Source organism: Pseudomonas sp. S04 (assembly GCF_009834545.1).
In the GTDB taxonomy this organism is placed as follows: domain Bacteria; phylum Pseudomonadota; class Gammaproteobacteria; order Pseudomonadales; family Pseudomonadaceae; genus Aquipseudomonas.
In genome coordinates, this window is sequence record NZ_CP019427.1 from 5,415,954 (window position 1) to 5,429,771 (window position 13,818).

General features: G+C 59.6%; 14 protein-coding genes. 11 read left to right on the forward strand and 3 right to left on the reverse strand.

Translation table 11 applies throughout. The features are described 5' to 3' along the window. The first annotated feature begins 47 nt into the window (after nucleotides 1-47). The 7 genes from PspS04_RS24200 (at nucleotide 48) to PspS04_RS24230 (ending at nucleotide 8,036) form a co-directional block, all read left to right on the forward strand. The gene (locus tag PspS04_RS24200) at nucleotides 48-509 is read left to right on the forward strand and encodes a GNAT family N-acetyltransferase (protein ID WP_095166261.1); all 462 of its coding nucleotides are present in this window, start codon (nucleotides 48-50) and stop codon (nucleotides 507-509) included. Between the two features lie 284 nt (nucleotides 510-793). Next, nucleotides 794-1,450 (forward strand): DedA family protein, encoded by a 657-nt coding sequence (locus tag PspS04_RS24205; RefSeq protein WP_095166259.1) that lies wholly within the window; start codon nucleotides 794-796, stop codon nucleotides 1,448-1,450. Nucleotides 1,451-1,456: 6 nt separating this feature from the next. After that, nucleotides 1,457-2,269 (forward strand): zinc-dependent peptidase, encoded by an 813-nt coding sequence (locus PspS04_RS24210; protein ID WP_095166257.1) that lies wholly within the window; start codon nucleotides 1,457-1,459, stop codon nucleotides 2,267-2,269. A 111-nt stretch (nucleotides 2,270-2,380) separates the two neighbouring features. After that, nucleotides 2,381-2,908: an inorganic diphosphatase gene (gene ppa, locus PspS04_RS24215; RefSeq protein ID WP_095166255.1), complete on the forward strand. Its 528-nt coding sequence runs from the start codon at nucleotides 2,381-2,383 to the stop codon at nucleotides 2,906-2,908. A gap of 227 nt (nucleotides 2,909-3,135) precedes the next feature. Further along, nucleotides 3,136-3,885 (forward strand): XRE family transcriptional regulator, encoded by a 750-nt coding sequence (locus tag PspS04_RS24220; RefSeq protein ID WP_159998137.1) that lies wholly within the window; start codon nucleotides 3,136-3,138, stop codon nucleotides 3,883-3,885. A 651-nt stretch (nucleotides 3,886-4,536) separates the two neighbouring features. Then, complete coding sequence (locus PspS04_RS24225) at nucleotides 4,537-5,520, forward strand: AAA family ATPase (RefSeq protein ID WP_159998139.1); 984 nt, start codon at nucleotides 4,537-4,539, stop codon at nucleotides 5,518-5,520. Between the two features lie 188 nt (nucleotides 5,521-5,708). Then, on the forward strand, nucleotides 5,709-8,036 hold the full coding sequence (locus PspS04_RS24230) for a S8 family peptidase (RefSeq protein ID WP_159998141.1): 2,328 nt from the start codon (nucleotides 5,709-5,711) through the stop codon (nucleotides 8,034-8,036). Between the two features lie 146 nt (nucleotides 8,037-8,182). On the opposite strand, the gene PspS04_RS24235 is transcribed toward PspS04_RS24230, so the two are convergent. The 3 genes from PspS04_RS24235 to PspS04_RS27895 are packed head-to-tail and all read right to left on the reverse strand — an operon-like array spanning nucleotide 8,183 to nucleotide 10,238. Continuing rightward, nucleotides 8,183-9,115, reverse strand: coding sequence for a carbon-nitrogen hydrolase family protein (locus PspS04_RS24235; protein WP_159998143.1), 933 nt, complete (start codon nucleotides 9,113-9,115; stop codon nucleotides 8,183-8,185). Nucleotides 9,116-9,147: 32 nt separating this feature from the next. Further along, nucleotides 9,148-9,975, reverse strand: coding sequence for an MFS transporter (locus PspS04_RS24240; protein ID WP_237234942.1), 828 nt, complete (start codon nucleotides 9,973-9,975; stop codon nucleotides 9,148-9,150). Next, a complete protein-coding gene (locus PspS04_RS27895) occupies nucleotides 9,972-10,238 on the reverse strand; it encodes a hypothetical protein (protein ID WP_237234943.1) in 267 nt (88 codons plus the stop codon). The genes PspS04_RS24240 and PspS04_RS27895 overlap by 4 nt, the downstream gene beginning before the upstream one ends. Nucleotides 10,239-10,325: 87 nt before the next feature. Between PspS04_RS27895 and PspS04_RS24245 the strand changes: the two genes are divergently transcribed. From PspS04_RS24245 to ispA, 4 genes are all read left to right on the forward strand, one after another. Then, complete coding sequence (locus PspS04_RS24245) at nucleotides 10,326-11,267, forward strand: LysR family transcriptional regulator (protein WP_237234944.1); 942 nt, start codon at nucleotides 10,326-10,328, stop codon at nucleotides 11,265-11,267. A 63-nt stretch (nucleotides 11,268-11,330) separates the two neighbouring features. Then, nucleotides 11,331-12,521 carry a GGDEF domain-containing protein gene (locus tag PspS04_RS24250; protein ID WP_095166244.1) on the forward strand — a complete coding sequence of 397 codons (1,191 nt, stop codon included), beginning with the start codon at nucleotides 11,331-11,333 and terminating at the stop codon, nucleotides 12,519-12,521. A 143-nt stretch (nucleotides 12,522-12,664) separates the two neighbouring features. Beyond that, entirely contained in the window at nucleotides 12,665-12,907 is a 243-nt protein-coding gene (locus PspS04_RS24255; RefSeq protein ID WP_095166242.1) for an exodeoxyribonuclease VII small subunit, read from the forward strand. After that, complete coding sequence (gene ispA / locus PspS04_RS24260) at nucleotides 12,904-13,791, forward strand: (2E,6E)-farnesyl diphosphate synthase (protein ID WP_095166240.1); 888 nt, start codon at nucleotides 12,904-12,906, stop codon at nucleotides 13,789-13,791. The genes PspS04_RS24255 and ispA overlap by 4 nt, the downstream gene beginning before the upstream one ends. Nucleotides 13,792-13,818: the final 27 nt, after the last annotated feature.

The window sequence follows — 13,818 nt, forward strand, 5'->3', positions numbered from 1 at the left end:
TCCACTGGAAACTGCCGTCATATCTACTTGAAGTTGAGGCCTCTAGCATGCGGATTATTCAAGCTACTCTCGAGCACCTGGACCTGCTGACGCCTCTGTTCGTCAAGTACCGCGAGTTTTACGGCTCGCTGCCTTATCCGGATTCCTCCCGCGCGTTCCTGGAAAAACGCCTGCGCCGCAAGGAGTCGGTGATTTACCTGGCCTTGCCAGATGACGACGATGGCCGACTGCTGGGCTTTTGCCAGCTGTACCCGAGCTTCTCGTCCCTGTCGCTCAAGCGGGTATGGATCCTCAACGACATCTACGTCGCCGAAGACGCCCGCCGCCAACTGGTCGCCGACAACCTGATGCGCACCGCGAAAAAAATGGCCAAGGAAACCCAGGCCGTGCGCATGCGCGTGTCCACCAGCAGCGACAACCTGGTGGCGCAAAAAACCTACGAGTCCATGGGCTTTCGTGAAGACAGCGAGTTCAAGAACTACATTTTGCCGATCAGCGACGAACTCTGACATTAGTGACGTTTCCAGGTGGCGCGGGCGCACGCTCCCGCCGGGGGGTGCGTTGCGCCCCTGAAACCTGAACCCAGGCTGAACCCGATGCACTTGATTCCCCCGGCAATCCTCACACCATCGCCTTCGTAATCCCTCGCTACAAAACCCACACGCTTTTCACTTTGCTGTCCGTATAATCGCGATCTTTATCGGCCGTAAGAAATAGCCCGCGGCCTTGTAGTCATATTTTTCAGACTTTCCGCACAGGCTTGCCGAGTCGAGCCGCCACACAGGTGCCCTCCATGGATTTCAACCCGATCGACCTTGTCCTGCATCTCGATGTGTACCTCGATATGCTGGTCACCAACTACGGGCCATGGATCTACGCCATTCTTTTCCTGGTGATCTTCTGCGAGACCGGCCTGGTGGTCATGCCCTTCCTGCCGGGCGACTCGCTGCTGTTCATCGCCGGTGCCGTCGCCGCCGGTGGCGGCATGGACCCGGTGCTGCTGGGCGGGTTGCTGATGCTGGCGGCGATACTCGGAGACAGTACCAACTATGTGGTCGGTCGAACGGCCGGGGAAAAACTGTTCAGTAATCCCAACTCGAAAATCTTCCGCCGCGACTACCTGCAACAAACCCACGACTTCTATGAAAAGCACGGCGGCAAGACCGTGACGCTGGCGCGCTTCCTGCCGATCATCCGGACCTTTGCGCCCTTCGTCGCCGGTGTCGCCAAGATGCCCTATCCGCGTTTTTTCGCCTTCAGTGTGTTCGGCACCATCCTCTGGGTCGGCGGCCTGGTGACCCTGGGTTACTTCTTCGGCAACGTGCCCTTCATCAAGAAGAACCTGTCGCTGCTGGTGGTAGGCATCATCCTGTTGTCGCTGGTGCCGATGATCATTGGCCTGGTCCGCAGCCGCTTCGGTGGCTCGAGCTCCAAAGCCCAGTCGCGCTGATCGCCCATGGGCCTGCTCAGCACCTGGCGTCGCCAACGCACCCTGGCCAAGCACCCCGTTGCCGATGAAACCTGGCAGCGGGTCCGTCAGCACCTGAGTTTTCTCGACGGCCTGAGCGAGGCCGAGGACCAATGGCTACGCGAGTCGGCCGTGCTGTTCCTGCAGGACAAACACCTGACCTGCCTGCCCGGTGTCGAACTGCACCAGGAACAACGCCTGCTGCTCGCCGCCCAGGCCCAGTTGCCGCTGCTGCACCTGGGCGATCTGAACTGGTACCAGGGTTTCCATGAGATCGTGCTGTACCCCGACGACTTCCTCAGCCCGCAGCGCCATCGCGATGCCAGTGGCGTGGAGCATGAGTGGGACGGCGAACACAGCGGTGAAGCCTGGCAGCAAGGGCCGATCATCCTGGCCTGGCCGGGAGTGATGGCCAGTGGTGGCTGGGAAGGTTACAACCTGGTGATCCACGAACTGGCGCACAAGCTCGACATGCTCAACGGTGACGCCAACGGCCTGCCGCCGCTGCACAGTGACATGCGGGTCTCGGACTGGGCACAGGTGATGCAACACGCCTACGACGACCTCAACCGCCAGCTCGACCACAACCCCGATGCCGACACGCCGATCGACCCCTACGCCGCGGAAAACCCTGCCGAGTTCTTCGCCGTCACCAGCGAATACTTCTTCAGCGCCCCGGATTTGCTGCACGGCAGTTATCCACAGGTCTATCAGCAACTGCAGCTGTTCTACCGCCAGGATCCCCTGGCAAGGCTTGCGCATTTGCAAGCCGAACATCCGGCGTATCAGCCACACGACTAAGGTCTACGCGACTTCTGGTACGTGGCACAGGCTCAGGAATATGCCTATAATCGCCGCCACTTTTTGGTCAATCCGGCCAAGTCATTTGGCCACTAACGGGGGCACCGCCCAATGAGCTACAGCAAGATTCCGGCTGGCAAAGACCTGCCGAACGACATCTACGTCGCGATCGAGATCCCGGCTAACCACGCGCCGATCAAATACGAAATCGACAAAGACAGCGATTGCCTGTTCGTTGACCGTTTCATGGCCACCCCAATGTTCTACCCGGCCAACTACGGTTTCATCCCCAACACCCTGGCTGACGATGGCGACCCCCTCGACGTGCTGGTTGTAACCCCTTACCCGGTTGCTCCAGGCTCGGTCATCCGCGCACGTCCAGTTGGCATCCTGCACATGACCGACGACGGCGGCGGCGATGCCAAAGTTATCGCGGTGCCACACGACAAGCTGTCCCAGCTGTATGTCGACATCAAGGAATACACCGACCTGCCAGCCCTGCTGCTGGAACAGATCAAGCACTTCTTCGAGAACTACAAGGATCTCGAAAAAGGCAAATGGGTGAAGATCGACGGTTGGGGCGACGCCGAAGCTGCGCGCGCTGAAATCATGAAGTCGGTTGCCGCCTACAAAGGCTGAGACGGCTTTGGCCTGGCGCCACTGACGGCTTGAAAAACCCCGGTTATCCGGGGTTTTTTTATAACTATAGAAACTTCAAATAACAGTCTAATTAATACAATTTGGAAGGTTGTTTAGTTGCGTTTAGCGCTCACTTACAAGCTCTTGCAAAACAAGCGGATATTCCTGCGTAAATTGATCGGTTTGTTTATTCAATACCGTTAGTTGACTGAGTAAAATCCGCGTTTATGAAAAAACACAAATGCGGCCCACGCTTCAAGGCACTCCTCAAGGAGGTGAAAATCACCCCCTCGGAGTTTGCTACCTTCTGCAACGTCGAGCCCCAGCACATCAACAACTGGTACATCCGCGGCGTGCCCTACCCCCGCGTTGAAGAAATCGCCCGCCTGCTGAGCGTCAACAGCCAATGGCTGATCAACGGCGAAGGCCCCAAGCATCCCGTCATCGGCCATGCTCCCGAGCCGACTATCCCCCTTCTGGACACCCGGGAGTCCCGCGAGCAATACCAGGTCAGTGTCGACTCCCCAGACATCGAACTCCCGCTCTACAAAGAACTGCCCAAAGCCCTCGGCTCCAGCGACACCCATGTCGTCGCAATCCCCGGCGAAGCCGTTCGCCTGCCCCGCCACTACCTGGAGAACCTGGAAGTCAAACCCATCCATGCCATCTGCGTGCCCATGGTCGGCGACAGCATGTCGGAGAGAATCGAAGACGGCTCGACCCTGGCCATCGACCGCAGCCTGACCCAGATCATCGACGGCCAGATCTACGCCCTCCAGCACGCCGGCATGCTGCGCATCAAATACCTGCACCGCCTCCCCGGCGGCGCCCTGCGCTTGCGCAGCCACAACAGCAGTGGCTATCCGGACGAAATCTTCAGCGCCGAACAAATCAAAAAACAGGATATCGACGTCCTCGGCTGGGTGTTCTGGTGGTCCACCCTCAACAAACAGCGCCCGCCAGTACCCTTTGCATGACCACCGCAACGCCCTGCAATACACATCGCACTGGGAATTCCCCAAAAAAATCAGTATGCTGCGCCCCACATTTGCATCGACCCGCCCCGCGCCGGTCCGATCGCACCGACAAGGCAGATGACTTTCTCGCCAAGTCCCACAGCCGGACGCAAGATCCGGGTGTACGTTTTGAAGGCTGGTACGGTTTACCAAAAATAAACCAAGCCAGTCCCCGAGAAGCCGGCCACAAGCCGGCTTTTTAATGCCTGAAAACCACGCAGAATGCGTGCCGGATACGAAACGCCATCTTTGACCCACACCAAAGCGCTGGGTTAGCCACTCCATCCATTGACTCCATTACGTTGACACACTCGACCCGTCGCCATATCAGCGTGACCACCAAGCTCGCTTATATTGACCACCTACTTGCTCGAGGCTTGAGCTGTACGCACCAAGGTAGCGGTCGGTGCTCGACCCATAGCTGCCGGCGGCGATATGCAAAATCGGCCTAGAGTAGTCGTTGGGCAGCTATGAGATAACTGCTTTTTCAGAATGGGCTTCGACGAATGGCAGCCCGGCACCGGATCACTGCCACGCAACAGGAATATTGATCCTATCAAGGTCTATTCACCTCTAAGCGGTTACACTACTGGCTTCGAAAGGTTGAACACTATGGCTAGCAGCGAACATCTGAAAGCGCTTCTGCGCTCACACATCAAGGGGGATGATGCCCACTTCTTGTCCGTCGCTATGCAGCTGGCGGCACATGAAGCAAAGCAGGGGCATGGCAAGCTCGCGGAAGATCTGCGAGCCCTCATTGACTCGGCCAAGAAAAACCGCATGCCATTGGCCTCTCCGGTTCCGATCGGTCAGCCACGAGGCGAGCTGGGTAACCTGGTCTCTGCTGTTCTACCTCGCACTCGATTTTCGGAAATGATCCTGGATGAGGCCACGCACAATCGCTTGGCCCGGATCATCAATGAGCAGCGTAACTTCGAGAAAATCCGCGCTCACGGCCTATCACCACGTCGCAAGCTCCTACTTGTTGGCCCACCCGGCACCGGCAAGACAATGACGGCCTCCGCACTTGCTGGCGAACTAGGCATTCCTTTATACGCCGTTCGCCTGGACAGCCTTATCACCAAGTTCATGGGCGAGACTGCATCGAAGCTTCGCCAGATCTTTGATGCCATCCGCGATACACGTGGTATCTACTTTTTTGACGAGTTCGACGCTATCGGCTCGCAACGCGGCCTGTCCAACGACGTGGGCGAGATCCGTCGCGTCCTGAACAGCTTCCTGCAGATGATTGAGCAGGATCAGTCCAACAGCCTGATCATCGCGGCCACGAACCATCCGGAAATTCTTGACTACGCCTTGTTCCGCCGCTTCGATGATGTTATCGAATATGGGCTCCCTAATCAGGAACAAACAAAGGCTGCGCTGAAGAGTCGGCTCGTTAATTACTCGAAGTCGATTCGCAGCTGGGAAAAGCTCTGCAAGGTGGCAGAGGGCCTCAGCTACGCTGAGCTTGCAAAGGCAGCAGACGATGCGATCAAGGATGCGATCATTAATGACCGCCCACAGGTCGACATCAAGGACGTGGAAAAGCATCTTGAGGAACGAAAGGCTTTCCATGGGAGACAACGTTCGTAAGTTAGTAGAGCCTCTAGATGACGGAACCAAAGGCAGGACAGCGACCACATTTTCACTTTCATGGAACGGGGCAACCAGAAAGGTTTCGCTCCACAGCATCCGCATCAAGGGACCCGCGTTTTCCGCCGCAGGACCGAGCCAGACACGGTGCGGCGTTGCTTGGCCAATTGCGATCCGTTGGCTCGCAGATGACCGAGGCCATCAATCTTCAGCGCCAATCAGGTCGAGATAGCGGGTTTGGCCTGCAGATCGAATTCAAAAGCTTCCCCGGATTCGAATTGGCCTTCGAGGGTCTTGCTCGTGGAGCGCAGCGCATTGAGTTACTAAACGTGCGCCGAGACCGAGAAAACCATACCGACATGGCAACGGTTTTCGTTCCCGATGGCCAGCTTAAGGCTTTTGAGAGCCTCATTAGCCAGTACCTGGAGGCGAATACGTCCAAGGGGCAACCACGCAATGCACCGCTGCTCAACCCGATTCAGGAGATCCGGTTTGCCGCGTTCAATGCACTCTGGACCGATGATCCCTCGGTACTTCCTGCGAGCGATACCGACACGATATGGTGGGAATTCTGGTTGCCGGTCCGGCAAGATCGCGAGGCCGTACTCAATCGATTCCGAGCCATTGCAGAAGCCTCTGGCTTCATCACTTCAGAGAAAACTCTCCACTTCCCTGAGCGCACGGTGTTGAACGTCTTCGCATCGAAAGCGGCAATTACCCGATCGATTCTGCTCCTCAATGAAGTCGCGGAAATTCGAAGGGCAAAGGAAACCGCAGAGTTCTTCGACGCTATGCCCGCAACCGAGCAGCACGCGTGGGTCGATGAGTTACTCGGGCGCACCACTGCTGGCCACGAAGACTGCGTGCGCCTCTGCCTCCTCGACACCGGAGTGAACCCAGGACACCCGCTTCTAGCCTCGCATGTTGGCCTTAACGACCTGTACAGCGTCGATCCAGCGTGGGGTGTCCAGGACGACGTGGGCCACGGTACTGGTCTGGCCGGGCTCGCCATTTATGGCGATCTCGTAGACCCTCTGTCGTCACAAAGCCCCATCACAATCCAGCACCGGGTCGAGTCAGTGAAGCTTCTGCAAGCCGCCGTAGGTAACCAGAAAGAACCCTATGGTGCTCTCACCATGTCGGCAGTTGCCTTGCCGGAAATCGCCCAGCCGAACGTGGATCGGGTCTTCAGCATGGCCATTACTAGCACCGATGCTCGCGATCGCGGTCGCCCGTCTGCTTGGTCCGCCGCAGTAGATGGATTGGCTTCCGATGCTCTCGGCGAGCGGGCGAATCCACGACTGATTGTGGTTTCGGCCGGTAACGCAGATCAGAATCAGGCGCTGGACTACCCCAACAGCAATGCCACCGACGGTATCCATGACCCTGGCCAATCCTGGAACGCTCTATGCGTAGGGGCGTACACACAAAAAGTCACTATCGATCCGCCCAATACCACTCTGCAGCCAGTGGCTCCTGCAGGAAGCCTGAGCCCTTACAGCACTACTTCGTTGACCTGGCAGCGCACCGCCTGGCCACTTAAGCCTGATGTGATGTTCGAGGGCGGCAATCTGGTTAAGGATCAGTTGGCCGCCTACAACTATCCCTCGGTCTCCCTACTGACAACCTGCCACACTCCTACTGTACGGCTGTTCGACCTCACTAGGGCCACCAGCGCGGCCTCTGCGTTGGCAGCTCGCATGGCTGTACAGATTTTGTCCAGATACCCGGACTTCTGGCCAGAGACTGTTCGAGCGCTAATGGTCCACTCTGCTGAGTGGACCGAACGCATGAAGGACGACTTCCTGGGCGCTGGGTCGAAAGGCGATTACGAGCGGCTAGTGAAAACCTGCGGCTTTGGGGTACCCGACTTAGGGCGAGCACTGTGGAGCGCCGGCGACTCACTCACCTTGGTCGTTGAGGACGAGCTGCAACCGTTCATGAAGCCTATCAAGGGCAATCCCACTGCTCGCGATATGCATCTTCATGATCTGCCATGGCCGAAACAAGAACTACTTGATCTTGGCAACACCAACGTAGAGATGCGGGTGACGCTTTCCTACTTTGTTGAACCCAACCCTGGAGTTGTCGAACGCGGCATCAAAGGTCGTTACAGGTACGAATCTCACGGCCTTAGGTTCGATGTCAGCCGCCCAACGGAAGAAAAGACTCAGTTCCGGCAGCGTATCAACAAACGTGCTCGCGACGAAGAAGACGGTATCTATCAGGGGGGCGGAGCAGATCCGAACTGGCTGCTAGGAACCCAGACGCGGCACCGAGGTTCACTGCACTCGGACATCTGGCGCGGCACTGCCGCTGAATTGGCCGACCGCAGCATGATCGGCATCTACCCGGCCCTCGGTTGGTGGAAGACCCTGCTTAAACAGGAGCGATACAATGATCGTGTCCGGTACAGCCTCGTTGTCTCAATCAAGACGGAGCAAACCGCCATCGATCTCTATGCAGCGATCCAGAACGTGATCGTGGCTAAAACAGCGATTGTGAACCAAGGGTAAATCAACTCGGACGTTGCCCAGTCGTGCTCGGCCAAGCCGACATGATTGGGCAACGCTACATTGGAAATCGGCAGAAGTACGTAGAAGCTATAAATGCCGGCCACAAGCCGGCTTTTTAATGCCCGTTACCCCCCTCTCTTCACAAATCACCCCTCCCCAAACACCACCGCCTGCATCGGTGCTGTATTCACCTTCAACTGAAACACCTCCGGCCGCGAATAGTGCCCGCACACATCAAAATCAAGATTACTGGCCCGGCCAATGGACAAATCGATGTCCGCATACAGGATGGTTTCCTGGTCAAACACTGGCCCTGCCAGCACTTCGCCGGTCGGGCTGACGATCATGCTGCCGCCGTGCATGATGTAGTCGGCGTCCTGGGCCTGGAGGTTGAAGTCTTCGCGGTAGCTGGCCGGGTATTCGCCCAGGGTGATGGCCTGGCAGGCGGACAGGACGTGGACCCGGCCTTCGAGGGCGATGTGCACCATCGATGAGGCCCAGGTTGGGCGGTCGTCGGCGGTGGGCGCGCAGTAGATTTCAGTGCCTTGGGCGTACATGGCCTGGCGCAGGGCGGGCATGTAGTTTTCCCAGCAGATGACGCTGCCCAGGCGGCCGAAGGGGGTGTCCACCGGGGCGATGGTCGAGCCATCGCCGAAGCCCCAGATGATCCGCTCCTGGCCGGTCGGCATCAGTTTGCGGTGATACCCGGCAATGCCTTGGCCCGGGGCCAGGGTCACGGCGGTGCAATACAACGTGCGGCCTAGGCGCTCGATGATGCCCATGACCACATGCAGGCCGGTTTCATTCGCCACTTCGCTGAGACGGGCCAGTTCCGGGCCGTCGAGGGTGACTGCGCCGTCCATGTAGCGCTCGAAGTGCGCGCGGCCGGTGGCATTGCGGCTGCCGATGACGGTACCGAAGGCGGCGCCCTTGGGGTAGCCGCCGAGGAAGGCCTCGGGGAACACCGCAAGCGTGGCGCCCTGGGCGGCGGCCTGGCGGATCAGGCCGGCCGCTTTTTCGGCGCTCAGTTGCGGCTCGAACGGAATGGAAGACGCTTGCACTACAGCTGCTTTAAACATGAGCCTTGCCTTGTGTCAGAAGAAGATGGGGATTAACCACGAGTGATGTCGCGGTCCTTGGTTTCCGGCAGCAGGAACCAGAGCACGATGAAGCAGGCCAGTGACACGGCGGCCAGGTACACGGCAGGAATGTTCGGGTTGTGGGTGGCCTGGATCAGTGCCACGGCAATGAACGGGCCCGGGCCAGCCAGCAGGGCCAACGCCACGTTGTGCCCGACTGCGGCGCCGGTGGAGCGGATCGACGCTGGGAACACTTCCACCAGCAACACCACGTCCATCACCGCAGTGATCGCCACCAGCAGCGCCATGATCAGCAATCCCAGGAGGATTGCCCCGTAGTGGCCGGTGTTCATCAACAGAAACACCGGGTAGGCCAGCACGGTCAGGCCGAATGCAGCGCTGAGGACAAAAGGACGACGACCAAAACGATCGCTGAGGCGCCCGACAATCGGGTTGAGCAAGGTGTAGATCACCAGGGTCAGGCTGCACAGCCACAGGGCCGTGGATTTGCTCAGGCCGACGGTTTGCGTCAGGTGGGTGTTGGCGTAGGTGATGAAGTAGTACAGCGACACGCCGAACAAGGCAGAGAATGCGAAGGAAATCACGAACGCGCGCCATTTGGCCCGGCTGGATACGGTTTCCAGGGTGTTGTTGGCCCGCTTGCGTTCAAGCTCCTCGTAGACCGGGGTGTCACCCAGTTTGCGGCGGATGTACATGGCCACGCCCGCCATGACGATGGAGGCAACGAACGGTACTCGCCATCCCCACTGAGCCACTGCCTCCTCGGACATTGAACTGGTGATGATCGCCGCAATCGCCGTACCGCAAAGAAATGCTGCGCCGGCCGTACCGGTAATCACGCTGGCAGCGGTGGCGCGGCGATTGGCCGGGCGAGAAACCCCACGGCGAACACCGCCAGCGACGACAGCAGCGAGACGCCGGGCTGGGTGGATGGGAAGAAGATCTGGCCGATCACCGCGGCGAAGTAGCCGTAGATGGCAAAGTCGAACCACTCCATGAAGTTGCCGATACCGACAGCCACCGCGCGTTTGCGCAGCTCCGCCGCGGCGCTGGATGACGCTATGCCATCAGGTTGATCCGTTCGCGCTATCGTCTGTTGCATGCTGAGGTTCTCGATTGTTGTTGTGTTTGCCTGGGTTGAGATTAAGAATCCGCAGGTTAATTAATCAAACGAATACTAGAGATACCCATGATTAGAATTTCTAATATCAGTAGGGTCGACCTCAATCTGTTAATCATCTTCCAGTGCCTGATGACCGAGCGCAGCGTGACCCGCACGGCTGCCGTGCTGCACGTGACTCAAGGGGCGGTGAGCTCTTCGCTCAAGCGGTTGCGCGAACAGTTTCACGACGAACTGTTTCTGCGCACCGGCACCGGCATGGTGCCGACACCTCGGGCACTGGAGATCGCACCCAAGGTGATGGAAGCGCTGACAGCCGTCAGCGCGATTGTCGATCGCCAGCCGCAGTTTGCCGCCGAGTCATCCAACCGGGTGTTCAACATCGCCCTGTCGGACGACATCGAAAGTTACCTGTCGCCCAGGCTGGTCAACGAGGCCAAGGCCCGCGGCCTGTCAGTGAGTTTCGCCTTTCACCAGACCAACAGCTCACTGTGGAAAAACGCCCTGGCGGACCCGGCCATCGACATGGTCTTGTGTTCCGAACCCAAGGAAGTCACCTCGCACTACTCCTCTCAAGTGCTGTTCTCTTCGTCCTACTCCTGCCTGTATGACGGACCACGTCTCAACCTGCAGAGTCCTATCAGTCGCGACGAATACCTGCGCCACGAACATGTGCGGGTATCCTTCGATGGCCGCCGTGGTTTCGTCGATGACCTGCTGGAAAGTGAAGGCATTCCGCGTCGGGTATCAGCGTCCTTTACCCACTTTTCCGGGGCCCTGGCGACGCTGGTCAATAGCGATGTGATCGCCACCCTGCCGACCTTTGCGGCGCTGTCCTACGCCCGGATTGCCCGACTGACGGTCAGCCCGGTGCCGATTTTTGTCCCGGCCTTTCGTGTGTTCATGGTCTGGGACGTGGAACACAACGACGACCCGCACAACCGCTGGCTGCGTAATTTCATTATCGATACCACCCAGGAGTTGCAGCGGGGGTCGTTGACGCCGGTTTAGAATTGGCGACAACCGCTCCTTCCCCCCCCACTGCCACGCGAACACTCAACGAGAACCCCACACATGCCCTTGCACATCCCGACTCTCTTAGTGGTCTCGGTGTTTGTATTCATCCTGATGGGGCTGTTGACCGTGCACGCCTGGTTGCGCGAGACCCGCGATCGCTCGCTGGCCTACCTGGGGTCCATGATGCTGCTGGCGGCCCTGGGCATGGTGCTGGTCAGCCTGCGGGACCTGGGCTTCGATGCTGTGCCCATCGTGCTGGGCAATGTGGTGCTGTTGCTGAGCGCAGCGATGAGCTGGACCGCCATGCGAGTGTTCACCGGGCGTTCGCCTTCTGTGCCGGGGATACTCGCCGGGGCGGGCATCTGGCTGAGCCTGTGCCTGGTGCCGGTGTTCTATGCCTCCCTGCCCGTTCGGGTGTTCGCCTACTCGGTGCTGGCGGCCGGCTACGGGGTATTGACCATCCTAGAGTTTGTGCACGGCCGCAAGACCCTTGAAGTCGCCTACCTGCCAGCGCTGATCCTCACCGTTCTGCACACCCTGTTCTATGCCGTGCGCAGCCTGACCGATCTGGGCCTGCCCCTGGATCAGGCACTGCGTGGGGCCGGCACCGGGGTGGGATTTTTCTCGTTCATGCTGTTCGAGTCGATGCTGTATGTGATCGGCATCGGCTACGTGACCCTGGCAATGGTCAAGGAGCGCGCCGAACTGCGCTTCAAGGCTGCCGCCCTGTGCGATGCCCTCACCGGTGCCGGCAACCGCCGCGCCTTCATGTTGCATGGCGGGCAACTGCTCAAGGACTGCGCTCAACGCGAGCAGCCTGCGGCCCTGCTGCTGTGCGACCTGGACTACTTCAAGCGCCTGAACGACACCTTCGGCCACCACATCGGCGACCAGGCCCTGATTGCGTTCGCCCGGGTCATCCAATCCAACCTGCGCAAACCAGATGTCTTCGCCCGCATCGGCGGCGAAGAGTTTGCCTGTGTGCTGCGCGACTCAGACTTGCAGCACGCCGTACTGGTCGCCGAACGCATTCGCCAGGCATTTGCCGAGCTCACGCTACTTGAACCGGGCCTGCTCAGCGTCAGTATTGGCGTCGTGACCAGCGTTGAGGCTGGCTACAACTTGGTGCGCCTGCTTTCACAGGCCGATGAAGCGCTGTACGTGGCCAAGGCCAAGGGCCGCAACCGAGTGCAGGTCGCGGGGCCGGCGGCCGTGGCGCGAGTGCAGGGTGGAAGTGTCGCCGGATGAAGAACCGCAGCAGGCATGTTAGAGGTGAAGGCGACAATGCCTGCTCTCGGCCGGCATCAAGCCATTCCAATGGCCTCCGCGTTGCTGATCCCCCCCCTATCTGCTAGTGTCGCGCCGGTTCAAATGTCACCTGGATAGCCGCCATGGCCCGCAAAAAAGCTGCACTGGATTTCGAACAATCCCTCGCCGACCTGCAAACGCTGGTTGAGCGTCTGGAGAACGGCGAGTTGTCGCTGGAAGACTCGCTGACCGCCTTCGAACAAGGCATCGGCCTGACCCGCGATTGCCAGGCCGCACTGGCACAGGCCGAGCAGAAGGTCCAGGTGCTGCTGGAGCGCGATGGCGAACTGGCCGAGGCGCCTTTCGACGCGGATCAACCAGAATGATCGCGGCGTATTCGGCCAGCAGTCAGGCCCGGGTCAACGCCGCGTTGGAAAGCCTGTTCGTCGCGCCGAGCCCGGAGCTCGCGCGCTTGTACGAAGCCATGCGCTACAGCGTGATGAACGGTGGCAAGCGCGTGCGCCCGCTACTGGCTTACGCCGCCTGCCAGGCCTTGGGCGGCGAGGCTGAGCAAGCCAATGGCGCGGCCTGTGCGGTCGAATTGATCCACGCTTACTCGCTGGTGCATGACGATTTGCCGGCCATGGACGACGACGACCTGCGTCGCGGCCAGCCCACCACGCACAAGAAGTTCGATGAAGCCTGCGCGATTCTCGCCGGTGACGGCCTGCAGAGCCTGGCTTTCAGCGCCCTGCTCGACCCGCGCTTGAATAACGCCGATGCCGAGATCCGCCTGCAAATGGTCAGCGCCCTGGCGTTGGCGGCAGGCCCGGCCGGCATGGTCGGCGGCCAGGCCATCGACCTCGGTTCGGTGGGCATCAAGCTCGACCAGCAAGCCCTGGAATACATGCATCGGCACAAGACCGGCGCGCTGATCGAGGCCAGCGTCAAGCTCGGCGCCCTGGCCAGTGGTCGGGCCGAGAAGAGCGAGCTCAAGGCGCTGCAGACCTATGCCCAGGCCATCGGCCTGGCGTTCCAGGTGCAGGACGACATTCTCGACGTCGAAAGCGATACCCAGACCCTGGGCAAACGCCAGGGCGCCGATATTGCCCGGGACAAACCGACCTACCCGGCCCTGCTCGGCCTCGAAGCAGCCAAGGCCTATGCCCTGGAACTGCGCGATCAGGCCCTGCACGCGCTGCGACCGTTTGACGCGTCGGCCGAGCCGCTGCGCGATCTGGCCCGCTATATCGTCGACCGCCGCAACTGATCCGGCGCACGCTGCCCAGCAAGTTCC